The following is a 487-nucleotide window of genomic DNA, read 5'->3' as shown; positions in this document are numbered from 1 at the left end:
CGTTCATTATTGGCCGGGATTTTACGCTCGATTAACCCTTTTTGCTCTAGAGCTTGAAGCATACTTGTAATGCTGGCCCGACGTAGATGAAACCGATCTGCAAGATCCATTTGAATAATATGACTATTTTGGTTTTCGTAAATATAATCGATTACTTTTCCTTGTTGAGCGTTTAGCCCCAGCTCTTTTATACTCTCGTCCGCTCTTTTCTTTAACTTAAGACCGATAATCTGAAATAAATCCAGATAAGGTGTTTCCTTTCGGAAATTCATAATCGTCCCCCCTGTGATTGTTAGGTATCTAATTGTAAGTGAGTAAACTATACAGCGATCCTATTCGCTTGTCAAAAAACATTAGCCTGTTGACAGTTAGAAAACTAACAGTTAATATTCGAATTGTTTAAGAACAAACATTCAGGAGGGATTCAGATGGAGAAGTTAACTCAAACTGCTGCGTTAGAACAAGTTACGGCGATTACAAATGTACG

Annotated in this window: 1 protein-coding gene; it reads right to left on the bottom strand. The window is 37.8% G+C overall.

All coding sequences use genetic code 11. From position 1 onward, the window contains the following. Window positions 1-272 (bottom strand): MarR family winged helix-turn-helix transcriptional regulator (locus tag AMS66_RS16945; RefSeq protein WP_144424521.1); only part of this gene is annotated, 272 nt, incomplete at its 3' end. Window positions 273-487 lie beyond the last annotated feature (215 nt).

This window comes from Paenibacillus xylanivorans, assembly GCF_001280595.1.
GTDB lineage: Bacteria > Bacillota > Bacilli > Paenibacillales > Paenibacillaceae > Paenibacillus > Paenibacillus xylanivorans.
Note: the sequence above shows the minus strand (reverse complement) of the source record. Positions and strands in the feature narration are given on the sequence as shown.